The organism is Stenotrophomonas riyadhensis (assembly GCF_040256885.1).
Lineage (GTDB): Bacteria > Pseudomonadota > Gammaproteobacteria > Xanthomonadales > Xanthomonadaceae > Stenotrophomonas > Stenotrophomonas riyadhensis.
Genome location: NZ_CP155568.1, coordinates 4,455,156 through 4,471,766, shown reverse-complemented (window position 1 = coordinate 4,471,766; position 16,611 = coordinate 4,455,156). Strand labels below are relative to the sequence as shown.

The 16,611-nt window shown below is 67.6% G+C and carries 15 protein-coding genes and 1 tRNA gene; 6 read left to right on the top strand and 10 right to left on the bottom strand.

Annotated features, from left to right (window positions below):
- Window positions 1–6 precede the first annotated feature (6 nt).
- Window positions 7–462, top strand: a complete 456-nt coding sequence (locus SriyCCGPB3_RS20635; protein ID WP_153854798.1) for an Rrf2 family transcriptional regulator — start codon at window positions 7–9, stop codon at window positions 460–462.
- Complete coding sequence (locus SriyCCGPB3_RS20630) at window positions 452–1,357, top strand: NAD(P)/FAD-dependent oxidoreductase (RefSeq protein WP_153854797.1); 906 nt, start codon at window positions 452–454, stop codon at window positions 1,355–1,357. Before SriyCCGPB3_RS20635 ends, SriyCCGPB3_RS20630 begins: the two co-directional genes overlap by 11 nt.
- Window positions 1,358–1,452: 95 nt before the next feature.
- Here the strand turns inward: SriyCCGPB3_RS20630 and SriyCCGPB3_RS20625 are convergent, their stop codons facing one another.
- The 4 genes from SriyCCGPB3_RS20625 to SriyCCGPB3_RS20610 all read right to left on the bottom strand — a co-directional run bounded on the left by SriyCCGPB3_RS20625 (window position 1,453) and on the right by SriyCCGPB3_RS20610 (window position 5,885).
- Window positions 1,453–2,673 carry an RtcB family protein gene (locus SriyCCGPB3_RS20625; RefSeq protein WP_110714095.1) on the bottom strand — a complete coding sequence of 407 codons (1,221 nt, stop codon included), beginning with the start codon at window positions 2,671–2,673 and terminating at the stop codon, window positions 1,453–1,455.
- A 56-nt stretch (window positions 2,674–2,729) separates the two neighbouring features.
- The gene (locus tag SriyCCGPB3_RS20620; protein WP_110714094.1) at window positions 2,730–3,854 is read right to left on the bottom strand and encodes a slipin family protein; all 1,125 of its coding nucleotides are present in this window, start codon (window positions 3,852–3,854) and stop codon (window positions 2,730–2,732) included.
- 357 nt (window positions 3,855–4,211) lie between these two features.
- Window positions 4,212–4,283, bottom strand: a tRNA-Gln gene (locus SriyCCGPB3_RS20615).
- 645 nt (window positions 4,284–4,928) lie between these two features.
- Entirely contained in the window at window positions 4,929–5,885 is a 957-nt protein-coding gene (locus SriyCCGPB3_RS20610; protein WP_049447040.1) for an aldo/keto reductase, read from the bottom strand.
- Between the two features lie 169 nt (window positions 5,886–6,054).
- On the opposite strand from SriyCCGPB3_RS20610, the gene SriyCCGPB3_RS20605 reads away from it, so the two are divergent.
- A complete protein-coding gene (locus SriyCCGPB3_RS20605) occupies window positions 6,055–6,912 on the top strand; it encodes a class I SAM-dependent methyltransferase (RefSeq protein WP_153854796.1) in 858 nt (285 codons plus the stop codon).
- A 173-nt stretch (window positions 6,913–7,085) separates the two neighbouring features.
- Complete coding sequence (locus SriyCCGPB3_RS20600; RefSeq protein WP_153854795.1) at window positions 7,086–7,625, top strand: pseudouridine synthase; 540 nt, start codon at window positions 7,086–7,088, stop codon at window positions 7,623–7,625.
- A gap of 136 nt (window positions 7,626–7,761) precedes the next feature.
- On the opposite strand, the gene SriyCCGPB3_RS20595 is transcribed toward SriyCCGPB3_RS20600, so the two are convergent.
- Entirely contained in the window at window positions 7,762–8,136 is a 375-nt protein-coding gene (locus SriyCCGPB3_RS20595) for a hypothetical protein (RefSeq protein ID WP_153854794.1), read from the bottom strand.
- Window positions 8,137–8,349: 213 nt separating this feature from the next.
- A complete protein-coding gene (hrpB, locus tag SriyCCGPB3_RS20590; RefSeq protein WP_164162317.1) occupies window positions 8,350–10,854 on the bottom strand; it encodes an ATP-dependent helicase HrpB in 2,505 nt (834 codons plus the stop codon).
- A 67-nt stretch (window positions 10,855–10,921) separates the two neighbouring features.
- On the opposite strand from hrpB, the gene SriyCCGPB3_RS20585 reads away from it, so the two are divergent.
- Window positions 10,922–11,719, top strand: a complete 798-nt coding sequence (locus SriyCCGPB3_RS20585; protein ID WP_153854792.1) for a TatD family hydrolase — start codon at window positions 10,922–10,924, stop codon at window positions 11,717–11,719.
- Window positions 11,720–11,795: 76 nt separating this feature from the next.
- Here SriyCCGPB3_RS20585 and SriyCCGPB3_RS20580 read toward each other — a convergent pair whose 3' ends face one another.
- The 4 genes from SriyCCGPB3_RS20580 to SriyCCGPB3_RS20565 form a co-directional block, all read right to left on the bottom strand.
- Window positions 11,796–12,626 (bottom strand): epimerase, encoded by an 831-nt coding sequence (locus SriyCCGPB3_RS20580; protein ID WP_153854872.1) that lies wholly within the window; start codon window positions 12,624–12,626, stop codon window positions 11,796–11,798.
- A gap of 50 nt (window positions 12,627–12,676) precedes the next feature.
- On the bottom strand, window positions 12,677–13,615 hold the full coding sequence (panE, locus tag SriyCCGPB3_RS20575) for a 2-dehydropantoate 2-reductase (protein ID WP_153854791.1): 939 nt from the start codon (window positions 13,613–13,615) through the stop codon (window positions 12,677–12,679).
- 380 nt (window positions 13,616–13,995) lie between these two features.
- Entirely contained in the window at window positions 13,996–14,787 is a 792-nt protein-coding gene (locus tag SriyCCGPB3_RS20570; protein ID WP_088027914.1) for an ABC transporter permease, read from the bottom strand.
- On the bottom strand, window positions 14,784–15,752 hold the full coding sequence (locus SriyCCGPB3_RS20565) for an ABC transporter ATP-binding protein (protein WP_049400895.1): 969 nt from the start codon (window positions 15,750–15,752) through the stop codon (window positions 14,784–14,786). The genes SriyCCGPB3_RS20570 and SriyCCGPB3_RS20565 overlap by 4 nt, the downstream gene beginning before the upstream one ends.
- A gap of 84 nt (window positions 15,753–15,836) precedes the next feature.
- Between SriyCCGPB3_RS20565 and SriyCCGPB3_RS20560 the strand changes: the two genes are divergently transcribed.
- Window positions 15,837–16,586, top strand: a complete 750-nt coding sequence (locus tag SriyCCGPB3_RS20560; RefSeq protein WP_029379813.1) for a ferredoxin--NADP reductase — start codon at window positions 15,837–15,839, stop codon at window positions 16,584–16,586.
- Window positions 16,587–16,611: the final 25 nt, after the last annotated feature.

The following is a 16,611-nucleotide window of genomic DNA, read 5'->3' as shown; positions in this document are numbered from 1 at the left end:
TGTTACATGAAATCCGCGAACCCGCTTTCCGACGCCCTGCACGTGATGGCGCATCTGGTCGGGCATGCCCAGCCGCGCACCTCCGAACAGCTGGCGTCATGCCTGCCGACCCATCCGGTGGTGATCCGCCGCCTGCTGGCGCAACTGCACAAGGCCGGCCTGGTGCGCAGCACCCGTGGTCACGGCGGCGGCAGCCTGCTGGCCCGCGATGCCGCAGCGATCACCCTGCATGACATCTACCTGGCGGTGGGCGCACCGCCGCTGGTGCAGGTCGGTGCCCGCGATTCCGGCGGTGGCTGCCCGATCCAGCAACTGGTCAACAGCGCCCTGCTGGAGGGCGCACGTGAAGCACAGCGGCTGCTCGAGGCGCGGCTGCAGGCAACCACGCTGGACCAGCTCGGCGCCGACTTCGCCCGCCATCTCGCCCATCACCGTTCCCTGGAAGGTCACCATGAATCCTGATGTGCTCATCGTCGGCGGCAGCTATGCCGGCATCGCCGCCGGCCTGATCCTGGCCCGTGCCCGCCGCCCGGTCACCGTCATCGACGCAGGTTTGCCGCGCAACCGTTTCGCCAGCCATTCGCACGGTGTGCTGGGACTGGACGGCATCAGCGGTGCCGAGCTGCTGAAGACCGCACGCCAGCAGTTGCTGGGCTATCCCACGGTACGCTGGGTGCACGCCGAAGCAGAGCACGCCCGTACCACCGCCGAAGGCGTGGAAGTGCATACCGCCGATGGCCAGGTGCTGGCCGCGCGCAAGCTGTTGCTGGCCAGCGGTATCGTCGACCAGCTGCCGGCGCTGCCCGGACTGGCCGAGCGTTGGGGCAGCACCGTGCTGCACTGCCCCTACTGCCACGGCTATGAAGTCGGTGGTGGCGCCATCGGCCTGCTCGGTGGCCATCCGATGTCGGCCAGCAAAGCGCCGCTGTTCGCCGACTGGGGCAATGTCACGTTCTTCAGCATGGGTCTGGAGATCACCGATGAGGAACGCGCCGCCATGCAGCAGCGTGGCGTGCACATCGAGACGTCACCCGTGCTGGGTGTGCAGGGCGACCAGCCGACCTGGCTGGAAGTGGAGCTGGCCGATGGCCGCCGCATCGCCCAGCGTGCGCTGTTCGTACCGGCCACCCAGGCGATGGCCACGCCGCTGGTGCAGCAGCTGGGGTGCACATTGGTCGAGAGCCCGCTGGGGGTGCTGATCGAGGTCGACATGATGAAGCAGACCTCGGTGCCGAGCGTGTATGCCGCAGGCGATGCGACCACGGTCGGCAACATCACCCTGGCCACCGCCGAGGGCGTGCGCGCGGGGATCGGCGTGCATCATGCGCTGGTGGCCGAAGACAGCGTGCCGCGCTGAATGTGCCGGGGTCAGATCCCTTTCGCAGAAAGGGATCTGACCCCCGACGCGACGTGTTGCTCTGGTAGAGGCCGGCCGTGGCCGGCACCGTTCCATCATCCCTTCACGCACAGCACCTGGCGCAGGGTGTGCACCACGTCCACCAGGTCGAGCTGCGCCGCCATCACGTCGTCGATCGACTTGTACGCGGCCGGTGACTCGTCCAGCACGCCGCTGTCCTTGCGGCATTCCACGTGCGCGGTTGCTTCGCGATGCTGGGCCAGCGTGATCTGCTGGCGCGCAGTGCCACGGCTCATCACCCGGCCGGCACCGTGGCTGCAGCTGTGGAAGCTGTCCGCGTTGCCCTTGCCACGCACGATGTAGCTGCGCGTGCCCATGCTGCCGGGAATGATGCCCAGCTCGCCCTCGCGCGCGCTGACCGCGCCCTTGCGCGTCACCAGCAGTTCCTGGCCGTGGTGCGTCTCCTTCTGCACGTAGTTGTGGTGGCAGTTCACCGCCATCGCTGCCAGCTGGAACTTCGGCAGCCGGTGGCGCATCTCGGCCAGCACCCGCGACATCATTGCCTCGCGGTTCTGCCGGGCATAGTCCTGCGCCCACGACACCGCCTCGACGTAGTCATCGAACAGCGGCTCGCCCTCCATGAAGAACGCCAGGTCCTTGTCTGGCAGATGGAAGCCGAGCACGCGCCGGGCCAGTTCCTCGCGCGCCTTCTCGATGAAGTAGGTGCCGATCAGGTTGCCGGTGCCGCGTGATCCGCTGTGCAGCATCACCCACACCGTGTCCGTCTCGTCCAGGCACAGTTCGATGAAGTGGTTGCCGCCGCCCAGCGTACCCAGCTGGCGGTCGAGCTTGTCGGTGCGGATCCTGCGGTGCTTGTCCTTGATCTTCTCCAGACCGGCGGCCAGCCCGGACTGCACCAGCCGCGTGTGGATGCTGTCGGGCATGCGGTGGTGCTCGCCGCCGCGCCCGTTGCCGACCGGGATGCCGCGCTCGATGCTGTTGCGCAGCTGCCGCAGGTCATCGGGCAGGTCGTTGGCACGCAGCGTGGTGCGCACGGCGGCCATGCCGCAGCCGATATCGACACCGACCGCGGCCGGGATGATCGCACCGCGGGTCGGGATCACCGAGCCCACGGTCGCGCCCTTGCCCAGGTGCACGTCCGGCATCACGGCCACCCACGGCCCGACGAACGGGATCGCGGCGATGTTGCGCAGCTGCTCATGCGCCTGCGCTTCCAGCGGCACACCGTTGACCCAGCCCTTGATCGGCGTGGTGCCCTCGGCGTGCAGCCATTGATAGTTCTGTTGAGTGTCCATGTCTTTGTGTTTGTCCTTGATGGGCCGGCGGCGCGTCCCTGCGCCGCCGCGACCCCCTACCTGATCGTCACCAACTGCTTCAGCACGCCCTCCAGGCCGCCGAACACGGTGAGCTTGTCGATCTTCTCGGTGACCTTCTCCAGCGCCTCCAGCTCCTTCAAGCGCATCAGCACCGGGTTGTCCTCGATCAGCTTTGCGGTGTTGAGCTGCGAACGCGTGGCGTTGGCCTCCTCGCGACGGCGGATCACGCTGGCCTGGGCCTGCTTCTCGGCCAGCACCACACCGTTGAGGATCTCCTTCATCTCACCCGGCAGGATCACGTCCTTGATGCCCACGCCGAGCAGCCGCACGCCGTGGCCCTCGATCGCCGCCTGCACATGGGCGGCGATCTCGCCGTCCAGTGCGGCCTTGTCGCCCAGCAGCTCGTCCAGGCTGCGCGCGGCAATCGCCTGGCGCAGGCCGAACTGCAGCTGCCGGTAGACGAACTCGTCGGCATTGCTGAGCGTGCGGTGTGCACGCACCGGGTCGACCACCTGCACGGTCGCAGCCAGGTTCACCCGCAGGGTCACCTTGTCGCGGCTGAGCAGTTCCTGGCCGGACACGTCCAGCGAACGGGCACGCAGCTCCACACGCTCCACCGATACGTTGCCGTTGAAGTTCCAGAACGCGTGCAGGCCGGCGTCCAGCGTCTGCCGCAGCGTGCCATCGATGAACAGCAGGCCGACCGACTCGCTCGGCACGGTGCTGATCACTGCCACACGCGGCAGCACGCCCAACTGGCCCAGGCGCTGCTGCACGTCCGCCGGAACGCGCGGCTCGTCACCCAGCGCCATCACGCGCACCTGGGTGTCGACCGAACCCCGCCAGTACAGACGGCGGCTGCCCGGCGGCAGGACTTCATCGATGCGGCCGTTGCGCAGCAACAGGCCGACCTCGATGGCACCGACGTTGGCCAGCACGAAGTGCGTGTCCAGCGTCGCGCCCAGTGCCTCGATCAGGCTGTCCTGGTCGCTGCCGGTGTAGGCCGCGCCCTTGGATGCGGTGTGGATGTCCACGTGCGGTCGGCCGCCGAACAGCGACAGGCGGTGCACGCCCGGCAGCAGGATCTGCTGGAAGCGACGGTTGCGATACACCAGGCCGCGCTCGCCGTCGCCGATCACGACCTTGATGGTCCAGAACATGGGAGTCTCTCCTTGTATGGCTCTGGTGGTTCGACCCGATGGGAATGAATCGCCATGACCCGGGTCGATCAGGTCGTGGCACAGCCAGCTGCACACCACGTGCAGGCGGCGGAAGAGGGCGGCCATCGGCGGACGGTCCGCGCGCGGAGCCTTCGGTGCACCGGCTCTGCTGCCGTCGTCGTTCCCGGCAGGCGGCACCGGTGCGGAACGTGGCTGGCAGTAGCGGCGGGCCGGGGCCCGGCGTGCGGTCCGTTGCCTTCCACGTTCCTGCCCGAAGGCGATGTCCGTGGACGGCGACGATGGCCGCTGGGGCTTGCGCCCCGGGTGTTGCTTCAAGTCATGACGTGAGAGGTCATGTGGTTGGAGTGGGAGTCGAACCCACGACAGACGGAATCAGGATCCGTTGCTCTGACCAAGCTGAGCTATCCAGTTGGGGATCGCGCGGAATCGAACCGCGTACCGGCGAACCGGCGCCTGCTTCCAGCAGGCGATCCAGGCGATGGCATGTCCGCGACCTCCGGCATACGCCACGGCAACGCCGCGCGCACCAGCCCGTGGTGGAAACGGGACCGTTGGAGAATCGAGGGTGCAGGCCACCGACATTATCGCGAGCGATAATGTTTGGGTGCGATGCAGATAATGTCCAGGTGTCGCCAATCGCGCGAAGTAAATCCTTCGGCGGGGCGGGAAAAACCTGGGTCAGTGAGCGGCGGGTTGCCGCGCGGTGTGCAGTTCTGGCATCGCGGGTCCTTGTGCCGACGCAAACGAAAACGCCCCCGGGACTTGCGTTCCGAGGGCGTCGTCAAGCCTCGGAGATCGGGGTGGCCGATCTCCGCAGGGCGGGTATCAGGCCGTTGTCAGCTGGACTTCCTTGCCGAACGCGCGCGCCAGCACGTCCATGCGCAGGCATGGCAGCAGTTTGGCGATGGCGACGGAATGCGCGTTCAAGGGAAGTTTCCAGTGGTTGTTGAAACGAGGTGCGCACGATAAACCACGATTTACTCGTGCGCAACCATTTTTTTCAATTATTTTCTTCGGCATTGTGCGATGCCGGCCAGCGGCCGGCACTACACCTCAGCCTTCTTTGCTGGCGGCATCGAGTTGCGCGACATCCTGCACGCTCAGCGACACGTTCGCCGCCGCGAGCAGATCGTGCAGCTGCTCGACGCTGGTGGCGCTGACGATCGGCGCGGTGATCGACGGCCGTGCGATCTGCCACGCCAGTGCGATCTGCGCGGCACTGGCGCTGTGCTTGCTGGCCACGTCATCCAGCGCCTGCAGGATGCGCAGGCCACGCGGATTCAGATAGCGCTTCACCACGTTCTCGCCACGTGCCGGGCTCTTGGCCGCATCGGCCGGCGTGCGGTACTTGCCGCTGAGGAAGCCGCTGGCCAGGGCGTAGTAGCCGATCACGCCGATCTGTTCGCGCTGCACCAGCGGTTCCAGCTCCTTCTCGTAGCCGGCGCGGTCGTACAGGTTGTACTCGGGCTGCAGGGTTTCGTAACGCGGCAGCTTGTAGTCGGTGGATACCTTCAGCGCATCGGCCAGGCGCGTGGCGCTGTAGTTGGACGCACCGATCGCACGCACCTTGCCGGCTTCGATCAGGCGCCCGAACGCGGCCAGCGTCGCTTCCAGCGGCGTGGATTCATCGTCTTCATGGGCCTGGTACAGATCGATGACATCGGTCTGCAGGCGGCGCAGCGAATCTTCCACCGCGGCATTGATGTTGTCCGGGGTCAGGCCGGGGCGCTCGGCCCACTTGGCCACCTTGGTTGCCAGCACCACCTTGTCGCGCTTGCCGCTGCGGGCGAACCACTTGCCGATCAGCGTTTCCGATTCGCCACCGGCATTGCCCGGCACCCAGGCCGAATACACATCGGCGGTGTCGACCAGGTTGAAGCCGGCGTCGACGAAGGCATCGAGCAGGGCGAAGCTGGCCTTCTCATCGGCGCTCCAGCCGAACACGTTGCCACCGAAGGCGAGCGGACGTACATGCAGGCCGGAACGGCCCAGTTCGCGGGTTGCCGTCATGGGCACGGACTCCTTGAGGGAAGTGCTCCAGAATAAAACGCGTTGTGTGACCGTGCTGCGGCGGTGACCACAAAACAGTGTTCCGCGATACGCACGCAGCTAACGTTTTGTGAACACCTGGGACGCCGCGGCTGCTAGTCTCGCCGCATCTTCCGCTGGAGTCGCTCCGATGATGCCTGCTTCGTCCCTGCGTGGTTGCCGCCTGCTGCTTGCTTCGGCCCTGCTTGCCGCTGTTCCCGCGTTCGCCGCACCGGCCACGGTGGCACCGGCGAAGATCCAGGTCTCACCGGCCATCGATGCGGCGGTGAAGGCGTCGACCCGTGATGCCAACAACGTCAAGCGCGATGGCTTCCGTCATCCGGCGCAGACGCTGTCGTTCTTCAAGGTGACGCCGGAAAAGACCGTCATCGAGATCACCCCCGGCAACGGCTGGTACTCGGAAATCCTGGCGCCGCTGCTGCATGACAAGGGCCATTACATTGCTGCCGTGGTCGATCCAATGGCGGTTGCCGAAGGGCGCGGCCGTGACTACCAGCAGCGCAGCCGCGACAGCCTGGAAAAGAAGTACGCCGGTGCGCCGGCACAGTTCGGCAAGACCGCCGTGGTGGCCTACGATCCGGCCAAGCCGGTGTTCGGCCCGGCCAGTTCAGCCGACGTGGTGCTGACCTTCCGCAACGTGCACAACTGGCGCAAGGCCGGCCAGGCACAGGGCATGTTCCAGGGCTTCTTCAACGTGCTCAAGCCGGGCGGCGTGCTGGGCGTGGTCGAGCACCGCGCCAAGGCCGACGTGGCCGACGACGATGACACCGGCTATGTCGGCCAGCAGCAGGTGATTGCGATGGCCGAGGCCGCCGGCTTCAAGCTGGACGCGCGCAGCGAGGTCAACGCCAACCCGCGCGACACCAAGGACCACCCGAACGGCGTGTGGACGCTGCCGCCGACCAACCAGCACGACAAGGCCGATGATGCGAAGTACCAGGGGATCGGCGAAAGCGACCGCATGACCCTGCGCTTCATCAAGCCGTAAGGCGGTAGCGCCGGGCTGGTGCATGTTGACGCTGTAGAGCCGAGCCCATGCTCGGCTGCTGTTGCGTTCCGCCGCGCTGTGCGCGATGAGCCGAGCATGGGCTCGGCTCTACAGCCGAGTGGCGCGTGGCGCGGCGTGGGACACTATCCCACCCGCCGCCCGTCGTGCCCGCAATGCTGATCGCCTTCAACAAGCCCTTCAACGTGCTCTGCCAGTTCACCGACCGCAGCGTGCCGCCGCGGCCGACCCTGGCCGGGTTCGGCCTGCCGCCGCGCGTGTATGCCGCCGGTCGCCTGGACCATGACAGCGAGGGCCTGCTGCTGCTGACGGATAACGGCACGCTGGCGCACAAGCTGACCGACCCGAAGCACAAGGCCGACAAGACCTACTGGGTGCAGGTGGAAGGCATGCCCAGCGACGAACAGCTGCAGCAGCTGCGCGAAGGCGTGGTGCTCAATGATGGGCCGACCCTGCCGGCGAAGATCGAGCGCCTCGATCCGGCGCCGTCGCTGTGGACACGCGATCCGCCGGTGCGCTTCCGCAAGACCGTGCCCGATGCCTGGCTGGCGATCACGATCCGCGAGGGCCGCAACCGCCAGGTGCGGCGGATGACCGCGGCGGTGAACCTGCCGACGCTGCGGCTGGTGCGGGTGTCGATGGGGCCGTACCGGCTGGATGACCTGCAGCCTGGGCAGTGGCGGCAGATCGGTTGATACGGAAAGGGCCGGACGCCTTGCGGCGTCCGACCCTCATGCCGTGCCTTGGGGTCAGAGCCCTTCCTGTGGAAGGGATCCGACCCTGGATCGGGGTCAGACCCCTTCCGCAGAAAGGGCTCTGACCCGGGCAGACTCACGCATCGCTGCCGATATCGCTGTGCTCGTCCACCACGGTGTCGTTGCGGCGGTCGCGTGCGCTGATGCGCTGCGCCTGCCCGTTCACCACGTGGCCATTGGTGGCCTTCTTCTTCTGCTGCTTGCGGTACAGCGCATAGCCGAGCAGGCCGACACCCACCGCGGCAGCGGCCACGGCCACCGCCGGATTGCGGCGCACGAACTTGGTGGCGGCCTTGCCGCCGGTCTTCACTGCGCCGATGGCGGCGCCGGTCTTGATCCAGTCCGCATTGCGCAGGCTGCCACCGGCGCTCTTCAGGCCATCGCCGGCGGTGTGGGCCAGCTCCAGGGCGCGCTCCAGAGCGCGGTCGGTGATTACGGTCAGCTTGCTCATGCGGGGGTCCTTTGCCTCGGGTCGAAGTCCAGTGTCGCGTGTTGCCCGTAAACGGTATGTCAGCCGGGGTGGCACGTGGTGTGACTTTACCGCAGCCATTCAGGATCAGGCAGGGTGGCGTCGGATCCCTTTCCCTTGGGAAAGGGCTCTGACCCCAACCGCCACGCCCGGGGTCAGGGCCCTTTGCGTTGCAAAGGGATCCGCCCCCCGCCCTCAGGTGCCACGCGGCTTGGCCCGATGCGTGGCCGTCGCTGTCCACGGATCATCCGGCCACGGATGCCGCGGGTAACGGCCCTTCATTTCCTTTTTCACTTCCGCGTAGGTGTTTTCCCAGAAGTTGCGCAGGTCCTGGGTGACCTGCAGCGGGCGGCCACCGGGCGAGAGCAGGTGCAGGGTGAGCGGCACGCGGCCGTCGGCGATGCGCGGCGTGTCGGCCAGGCCGAACAGTTCCTGCAGTTTCACCGCCAGCACCGGGGGCAGCGGTTCGCCGCTCTCGCTGTCCAGCGCGTAGGTGATCGGCCGCTCCAGCCCGGAGGGCACGGTGATGCGGGTCGGTGCATGACGCTCGACCAGCTGACGCTGTGACCACTCCAGGGGCGACTTCAGCGCTTCGCCGAAACTGGCCTCGTCCAGCGCATCCAGGCGGCTCTTGCCGGCGAACGCGGGCTGCAGCCATTGCGCACGCGTGGCCAGCAGGGCGTCGTCGCTGCAGTCGGGCAGGTCCAGCTCCGGCATCCAGCGCCGCAGCGATTCCACCCGTGCCTGCCACTGGCGCAGGCCTTCGGTCCACGGCAGCGCCTGCAGGCCGAGCTCGGCCACCGCGTCGGTCAGGGCCTGTGCGGCGTGCTGCGGATCGACCCGGCCGGCCGAGCGGCTGTCCAGCACGATGCGGTCGAAACGGGTCTCGCGCAGTGCCACCAGGGCGCGACGCTCGCTGTCCCAGCGCACCACGTCCTCGGTGACGAACCGCTCCGGCCACGCCTTGCGCAGTTGGCCCTCGTCCACCGGTGCGGCACGCAGCAGCAGCGCGTCGCGCGCCTCGAAGCGCAGTTCACTGGCTACCAGCCACGGTTCGCCACGCAGGTCGCTCAGCTCGTGCAGCCGTGCGCTGCGACCATTGGCCAGCAGGTAGCGCAGCGGATCGCTGGGGTGCTGGACACCGATGCGGTCGGGGAACGCATGTGCGAGCAGATCCCCCAATTCGTGCGCCTCGATGCTGGCCGGCGGCGTGGCCTCGCAGCGCAGGCGACGTCGCCATTGTTTGGCGGCGGCATCGATCGCGGCCAGGCCGCTGCGGTTGGCGTCGCCCGGTGCGCGGCCACTGCGGAATGCCGCCAGCGCACGCCAACGCGCGGCCAGCGCATCACCGCCCTGGCGCAACGGATCACGCGCGTCCAGCAGGGCGGCCAGGTCGGCAGCCAGCGCCTGCCCCCGTCCATCGGGCGCGGCCAGCAGCATCGCCGCCATCCGCGGATGCGTGCCCAGCGCCAGCACACGGCGGCCAAGTGCGGTGATCGCACCGCTGCTGGACAGCGCGCCGAGCCGCTGCAGCAGTTCGCGTGCCGCGCCCATCGGGCCGGCCGGTGGCGGATCGAGGAAGCGCAGGTCGCTGCTGCCCCAGGCCGCCAGTTCCAGCGCCAGTCCGGCCAGCTCGACCTGATCGATTTCGGCGCGGCGCTGCGGCTCCAGTCGCTGCGACTGCGGCCACAGCCGCCAGGCCACGCCTTCGGCGACGCGACCGGCACGGCCCGCGCGCTGGTCGGCCGACGCCTGCGCGATGGCCACCACGTCCAACCGGGTGAAGCCGCTGTTGGGGTCGTAGCGCGGTTCGCGCGCCTGGCCGCTGTCGATCACCACGCGCACGCCGGGCAGCGTCACCGAGGACTCGGCCACGTTGGTGGCCAGCACCACGCGCCGACGACCATCGCTGGCCGCCTGCAGCACCCGCGCCTGTTGTTCCACCGGCAGTTCACCGTGCAGCGCCAGCACTTCGACGCCGGCATCCAGTGATTCCTGCAGGCCAGCCTGCACCCGCGCGATCTCGCGCTGGCCGGGCAGGAACACCAGCAGGTCACCGGGGTGTTCGGCCAGGGCCTGCTGCACCGCGCGGCGCACCTGCAGCTCCAGCGCCTCATCGCGGCGCGCCGGGAAATGGCTGATCGCCACCGGGTAGCTGCGGCCTTCGCTGCTCAGCCGCGGCGCATCCAGGAAACGGGCCAGGCGCTCACCATCCAGCGTCGCCGACATCACCACCAGGCGCAGGTCATCGCGCAGCTGTGCCTGCACGTCCAACGCCAGCGCCAGGCCCAGATCGCCACTGAGGTGGCGCTCGTGGAACTCGTCGAACAGGATCGCGCCGACCGCTTCCAGCATCGGGTCGTCCTGCAGCATGCGGGTCAGGATGCCTTCGGTGACGACTTCAATGCGGGTGCGTGCCGAAACCTTGTTCTCGAAGCGGATGCGGTAGCCGACCGTGCCGCCCACCTCTTCGCCCAGCTGCCGCGCCATGAACAGCGCGGCGCTGCGTGCGGCGACCCGGCGCGGTTCCAGTAGGATGATCTTCAGCCCCTGCAGCCACGGTGCATCGAGCAGCGCCAGCGGGACCTGGGTGGTCTTGCCGGCGCCGGGCGGCGCCTCCAGCACCAGCCGCGGCTGCGCGGCCAGATGCTGCTGGATCTGTGGCAGCAGCGGGGAAATCGGGAAGAGCGGGGCGTTCATGTGCAAAGGATAAGGGGCCACGGCGGCCGCAGGTACAATGCGCGGGCACTTTTCCCCCGCGATGACCATGCACCTGATCGATATCGGCGCCAACCTGACCCACGACTCCTTCGACCGTGACCGCGATGCCGTGCTTGAACGCGCACGGCAGGCCGGCGTGGTGCAGATGGTCATCACCGGTGCCAGCCGAGAGCACTCGCCACTGGCTGTGCAGCTGGCGCAGCAGCACCCGGGCTTCCTGTACGCCACCGCTGGCGTGCACCCGCATCACGCGGTGGAGTACACCGAGGAATGCGACGCCGAGATGCGCGTGCTGCATGCCCACCCGGAAGTGGTGGCGGTGGGTGAGTGCGGGCTGGACTACTTCCGTGACTTCTCGCCGCGCCCGGCCCAGCACCGCGCGTTCGAGCGCCAGCTGCAGCTGGCCGCAGACAACGGCAAGCCGCTGTTCCTGCACCAGCGCGACGCGCATGCCGATTTCATGGCACAGATGAAGAACTTCGAAGGCCGTATCGGCCCGGCGGTGGTGCATTGCTTCACCGGCGAGCGTGACGAGCTGTTTGATTACCTGGACCAGGACTGGTACATCGGCATCACCGGCTGGCTGTGCGACGAACGCCGTGGCGCGCACCTGCGCGAGCTGGTGAAGAACATCCCGGCCAACCGCCTGATGATCGAGACCGACGCGCCGTACCTGCTGCCGCGCACGCTGAGACCGATGCCGAAGGACCGCCGCAACGAACCGATGTTCCTCTCGCACATCGTGGAAGAACTGGCGCGTGACCGTGGCGAGGACGTGGCGGTGACCGCCGCGAATGCAACTGCCGCGACGCGTACGTTCTTCCGCCTGCCCGACGCGGGTTGATCAGGTAGTGCCGGCCGCTGGCCGGCAGCAGCATGAACGCCGCAAAAATCGCGCGATTGCCGGCCAGCGGCCGGCACTACCGGAGCAGGTCGCGCAGGCCCTCACGGTAGCTTGGGAAGCGCGGCTGCCACCCAAGCGCTTCACGCGTGCCACGACTGTCGATGCGCTTGCTGCTCTCGTAGAAGCGCCGCAGCGTTGGGCTCAGCACCGGGTCGTCCCAGGCCACGGCAGGCGGCATCGCAAACCCGCCCAGCTGCGCGGCGAAGGCCAGTACCTGCTGCGGCGGTGCCGGCTCGTCGTCGGCCGGCAGATACAGCCCATCCACGCACGGCCGCTGCATCGATGCGATAACGACCGTTGCCAGGTCATCCACGTGCAGTCGGTTGAATACCAGCCCAGGACGTACCACGTGGCGCGCACGTCCCTGCGCCAGCTGCAGCAGGGCATTGCGTCCGGGACCGTACAGGCCGGGCAGACGGAACACCGCCGACGCGACGCCACGTTCTTCCGCAAGCGCACGCCACTGCGCTTCGGCCCGCAGGCGCTGCACGCCGGCTGCTTCTGTGGCATCGGCTGCGCTGCGCTCGTCGACCCAGCCGCCGGCCCGATCGGCATAGACCGACGTGGATGACAGATAGCCCACCCAGTGAAGTGCTGGACTTTCCTGCAGTGCCGGCAGCAGCAGACGCAGTGCCGGGTCACCCTCGGCATCGGGCGGCACGCTGCACAGCACGGCCTCGGCCTGCGCGATCTCACCGAGCAGAGCGGGCGATGGCGTGGCGTCGGCACGTAGCTGATGGCGCAGCAGGCCATCGTGCGGTGCTGATGCCAGGTCGCGCACCGTGCCGGCCACGTGTACGCCCAACGCCCGCAGATGCGTGGCCAGCACGCACCCGCTCCAGCCCATGCCGAGGATCAACACCCGCGCGGGCAGGGCGTTGGCCTTCGTCGTATCGCTCACGCGCCGCGCAGTGCCTGGTAGGCCTGCAGGCTGCTGTAGGCGACCTGCAGCAGCAGAGCTTCCTGGTCGGCCTTGCGCGCGCGCGCCAGCATGTCGCCGACGATCTGTTCTGCCTCCACCTGCTGGCCGGCTTCCAGATCGCGCAGCATCGACGCCTTCAGTGCCGAGCCGGCCTGGGTCAGGGTGCCGCGTGCGGTGTCCTGCGCGGCATCAGGAATCGGTTCACCGGCAGCCTCGGCCACGGCCAGGCACTCGTCGTACAGGCCACGCACGAGCGCCTCGCCATCATCGGTGGCGACGATGCTGCCGATATCCGCGCGCAGCAGGCAGGTCGCGGCGGCCAGCGCGGTCAGGAAGGTGTACTTGATCCACTGTTCCTGGCCGATGTGCTCGCTGGCCAGGTGATCGAGGTTGGCCTGCGCGCAGGCGGCGGCGAAGGCACGCATGCGTTCGGAGATGGCACCGCCGTCGCGCTCGCCGAAGGTGAGCTTGGCCGGCTTGCCCAAGTGCAGCACGGCGCCGTCGGGGGCCTTGGTGGCACTGATGAAGCACAGGCCGCCGAGCACAGCGTCGCGGCCGAAGCGCAGGTCCAGCGCGTTGTAGTGATGCAGGCCGTTGAGGACCGGCAGCACGGTGGTGTTCGCGCCCACGGCCGGAGCGATGGCGTCGATCGAGCTGTCGAGGTCGTAGGCCTTGCAGCTGAGGATGACCAGGTCGAACGGCGTCTGCGCGGCCAATGCGGGTAGCGCATCGGCGGTGACGTGCTGCACCGGGAAGCTGGCATCGCCGAGTGGGCTGCGGATGACCAGACCATCGCGGTCCAGCTGGGCGGCGCGTGCGGGGCGCACGAGGAAGGTCACGTCTACGCCGGCCTGGGCCAGGCGACCACCGAAGTAACCGCCGGTACCGCCGGCGCCGAGGATCAGGATGCGCATTGCACGTTCACCGTTTTCTGGGGAATCAGACCTGCGATTGTGCCGGAGATTGCAGGCAAAAAAAGAGCCGAGCATGGGCTCGGCTCTACAGGTAATGCCTTGTCCGCGCAGGGCGCGGATCTACCGTGTCGACCAAGGTCGACACCCACCAACAGCAGCGGAGAACGCCGTCCCGGCAGGTTGCAGGAATTTGTCGAAGGCGGGGTGGATCCGATTGCGGGAGTGTCCGCGGCATGGATGCCGCGGCCAAGCCCCCAGGGATGGGTTTACGGCGTCTCCCGCAACCGGACCCACCCCGCCATCCCAAGGATAGTCAGCTTTTGCCGTTGAAGTTGACGTTGATTCGGCGGGTGCAGGGCCGCAGGCCCTGCAGGCACCCCTCAGCTGCGCATGCCCACGCCACGGCGCAGCAGCCACAGCGCCAGCGCCGTCAGCGCCACCACGAAGCCGAGCATCAACCCGTAGGCCACCGGCAGCGGCACGTCACTGCTGCCCAGCAGGCCATAGCGGAATGCATTGACCATGTAGAAGATCGGGTTCGCGTGCGTGGCCGCTTCCGCCCAGCCCGGCAGCAGCTTCACCGAATAGAACACGCCACCCAGGTAGGTCAGCGGGGTCAGGATGAAGGTCGGCACGATCGCCACGTCATCGAACTTCTTCGCATACACCGCGTTGATGAAACCGGCCAGCGAGAAGATCGTCGCACCCAGGATCACCGTGGTCAGCATCACCAGCGGGTGCGGAATGCGCACCGGGGTGAAGAACATCGCGATGATCAGCACGATCACGCCCACCATCAGCCCGCGCAGCACCGCACCGGCCACGTAGCCCCACAGGATCACCCAGTTCGGCATCGGGCTGACCAGCAGCTCTTCCACGTGGCGGCCGAATTTGGCACCGAAGAACGAGGAGCTGATGTTGCCGTAACTGTTCTGGATCACGCTCATCATCACCAGGCCCGGCACGATGAACTGCATGTAGGTGTAGCCGCCCATGTCCCCCACGCGCGACCCGATCAGGTTGCCGAAGATCAGGAAGTACAGGGTCATGGTGATCGCCGGCGGCACCAGGGTCTGGCCCCAGATGCGCATGATGCGGGCGACTTCGCGGCGCACGATGGTCATCAGTGCGATGCGGTTGCGCTGGCCGTCGGTCAGCTCGGTGGTGCTCATGCAGGCTTCTCCAGGTTGCCGGTGAGGCGCACGAACAGCTCCTCCAGGCGGTTGCTCTTGGTACGCATCGATCGCACGCGGATACCGGACTCGTTGAGCGTGGCAAACACGCGGTTGAGGTCCATTGCGCGCGGCATGTCGATGTCCAGCGTGTGCGGGTCCGGTGCGGTCAGCGTCGCGCCCTCGATCACCGGCAGCTGCGCCGGCAGGTCACCGTCGATGTCCAGCAGGAAGCCTTCCACGTCCAGCTTGGCCAGCAGGGTGCGCATCGGCCCCTGCTCGACGATCTGGCCATGGTTGATGATCGCCAGGTGGCGGCACAGGTACTCGGCTTCTTCCAGGTAGTGCGTGGTGAGGATGATCGTGGTGCCGGCGGCGTTGATCTCCTTCAGCACGCGCCACATGTCGCGGCGGATCTCGATGTCCACGCCGGCGGTCGGCTCGTCCAGGATCAGCAGGCGCGGGCGGGTCATCATCGCACGGGCGATCATCAGCCGGCGCTTCATGCCGCCGGACAGCGTACGGCTCATCACCTGTGCCTTTTCCCACAGGTGCGCCCGCTTCAGTTCCTCTTCGGCACGCTGCTCGGCTTCCTCGCGCGGCACGCCATAGAAACCGGCGTAGTTCACCAGGATGTCGAAGGGCTTTTCGAACAGGTTGAAGTTGATCTCCTGCGGCACCAGCCCGATCAGGCGCATGGTGGCGCTGCGGTTGCGCACCAGGTCGCTGCCGAACACTTCCACCTGGCCCTCGCTGAGGTTGACCAGGGAGCTGATGATGCCGATCAGGGTGGACTTGCCGGCACCGTTGGGGCCGAGCAGGGCGAAGAAGTCGCCCGGGGCCACTTCCAGGGAAACCCCCTTCAGGGCTTGGGTGCCGTTGTCATAGGTCTTGCGCAGGTCGCGCACGCGCAGGGCGGGCGCCGTATCGTTCTGGGATGCCAAGCTCGAAGCCTTCGCGCCCATGGGCTGGCGCTGGAGAGGGGCGGGGAGGGGCTATTATAGAAGACCCCGAGGGCTTGCCCCGGCTACACACTGTCCCGAAAAGTCGTGCCTGTTCAATTCCCCCTCAAGCTGGTCGGTTGCCGCATGCTGGCCCCGACCGTCGGCCACTACCAGTTCGTGCGTGACGATGGGCAGCCGCTGGATTTCCAGCCCGGTCAGTTCATCCAGGTCCATTTCAGCTACGCCGACGGCACCGAAACCAAGCGCAGCTACTCGCTGGCGACCATCCACGACCACGCGTTGGGCCCGGGCGAAGCGGTGGATATCGCGGTCAGTTTCGTGCCCGGTGGCGCCGCTACGGCGCTGTTCGAGGCGCTGGAGCAGGGCGGCCAGATCAGTGCGTCCGGCCCCTACGGCCGGTTCTGCCTGAACCCCGGCGATCACAACGCCCGTTACCTGCTGATCGCCACCGGTACCGGCGTTACCCCGTACCGCTCGATGCTGCCGCTGCTGGAAAAGGCCATGGCCGAACGCGGCGTGCAGATCGTGCTGCTGCAGGGCGCGCGCAGCCCGGGTGAGCTGCTGTACAGCGAAGACTTCTACAGCTTCGCCGAAAAGCACCCGAACTTCCGCTATGTTCCGTGCCTGTCGCGCGAACTGCCGGCCGAACCACACCCGGACGTGCAGCACGGTTACGTGCAGCAGGCGCTGGCCGGATTCACCCCGGACCCGGCCACCGACATCGCCTACCTGTGCGGCAACCCGGACATGGTCGATGCCTGTGCCGAACTGCTGAAGGCCGCCGGTCTGGGCAATCCGCAGATCCGCCGCGAGAAGTACGTCAGCAGCAAGTAAACCAGGGTAGTGCCGGCCGCTGGCC

Coding starts and splice junctions, on each gene's coding strand:
- SriyCCGPB3_RS20600 (WP_153854795.1), top strand. CDS start 7,086: ATGCTGATCGCCTTCAACAAGCCCTTCAACGTGCTCTGCCAGTTCACC.
- SriyCCGPB3_RS20620 (WP_110714094.1), bottom strand. CDS start 3,854: ATGTTCTGGACCATCAAGGTCGTGATCGGCGACGGCGAGCGCGGCCTG.
- panE (WP_153854791.1), bottom strand. CDS start 13,615: ATGCGCATCCTGATCCTCGGCGCCGGCGGTACCGGCGGTTACTTCGGT.
- SriyCCGPB3_RS20565 (WP_049400895.1), bottom strand. CDS start 15,752: ATGGGCGCGAAGGCTTCGAGCTTGGCATCCCAGAACGATACGGCGCCC.
- SriyCCGPB3_RS20605 (WP_153854796.1), top strand. CDS start 6,055: ATGATGCCTGCTTCGTCCCTGCGTGGTTGCCGCCTGCTGCTTGCTTCG.
- SriyCCGPB3_RS20635 (WP_153854798.1), top strand. CDS start 7: ATGAAATCCGCGAACCCGCTTTCCGACGCCCTGCACGTGATGGCGCAT.
- SriyCCGPB3_RS20580 (WP_153854872.1), bottom strand. CDS start 12,626: ATGGGCTGGAGCGGGTGCGTGCTGGCCACGCATCTGCGGGCGTTGGGC.
- SriyCCGPB3_RS20630 (WP_153854797.1), top strand. CDS start 452: ATGAATCCTGATGTGCTCATCGTCGGCGGCAGCTATGCCGGCATCGCC.
- SriyCCGPB3_RS20625 (WP_110714095.1), bottom strand. CDS start 2,673: ATGGACACTCAACAGAACTATCAATGGCTGCACGCCGAGGGCACCACG.
- SriyCCGPB3_RS20595 (WP_153854794.1), bottom strand. CDS start 8,136: ATGAGCAAGCTGACCGTAATCACCGACCGCGCTCTGGAGCGCGCCCTG.
- hrpB (WP_164162317.1), bottom strand. CDS start 10,854: ATGAACGCCCCGCTCTTCCCGATTTCCCCGCTGCTGCCACAGATCCAG.
- SriyCCGPB3_RS20585 (WP_153854792.1), top strand. CDS start 10,922: ATGCACCTGATCGATATCGGCGCCAACCTGACCCACGACTCCTTCGAC.
- SriyCCGPB3_RS20610 (WP_049447040.1), bottom strand. CDS start 5,885: ATGACGGCAACCCGCGAACTGGGCCGTTCCGGCCTGCATGTACGTCCG.
- SriyCCGPB3_RS20570 (WP_088027914.1), bottom strand. CDS start 14,787: ATGAGCACCACCGAGCTGACCGACGGCCAGCGCAACCGCATCGCACTG.